The organism is Vibrio sp. SG41-7 (assembly GCF_014164465.1).
Classification (GTDB): Bacteria; Pseudomonadota; Gammaproteobacteria; order Enterobacterales; family Vibrionaceae; genus Vibrio; species Vibrio splendidus.
In genome coordinates this window covers 1-210 of sequence record NZ_JACJFF010000483.1, presented here as the reverse complement: position 1 = coordinate 210, position 210 = coordinate 1, and the positions used below count along the sequence as shown (strand labels likewise).

Below are 210 nucleotides of genomic sequence, written 5' to 3'. Positions count from 1 at the left end.
TACTCTTCACAAAGTAAGCCTAAATTGATGTTTTCCCATAAGCCCATCAACTAGGTTGTTCTCTTAACTCTCGAAAGAGGTAAGAAGAATATGGTGGAGGGAGACGGATTCGAACCATCGAAGGCAGTGCCGGCAGATTTACAGTCTGCTCCCTTTGGCCACTCGGGAACCCCTCCAGGGTGTGTCTTACTCTTCACAAAGTAAGCCTAA

General features: G+C 46.7%; 1 tRNA gene. It reads right to left on the bottom strand.

Features of this window, described 5'->3' with window-relative positions:
* Window positions 1–91 precede the first annotated feature (91 nt).
* A tRNA-Tyr gene (locus tag H5300_RS27680) sits at window positions 92–176 on the bottom strand.
* Between the last annotated feature and the right edge of the window lie 34 nt (window positions 177–210).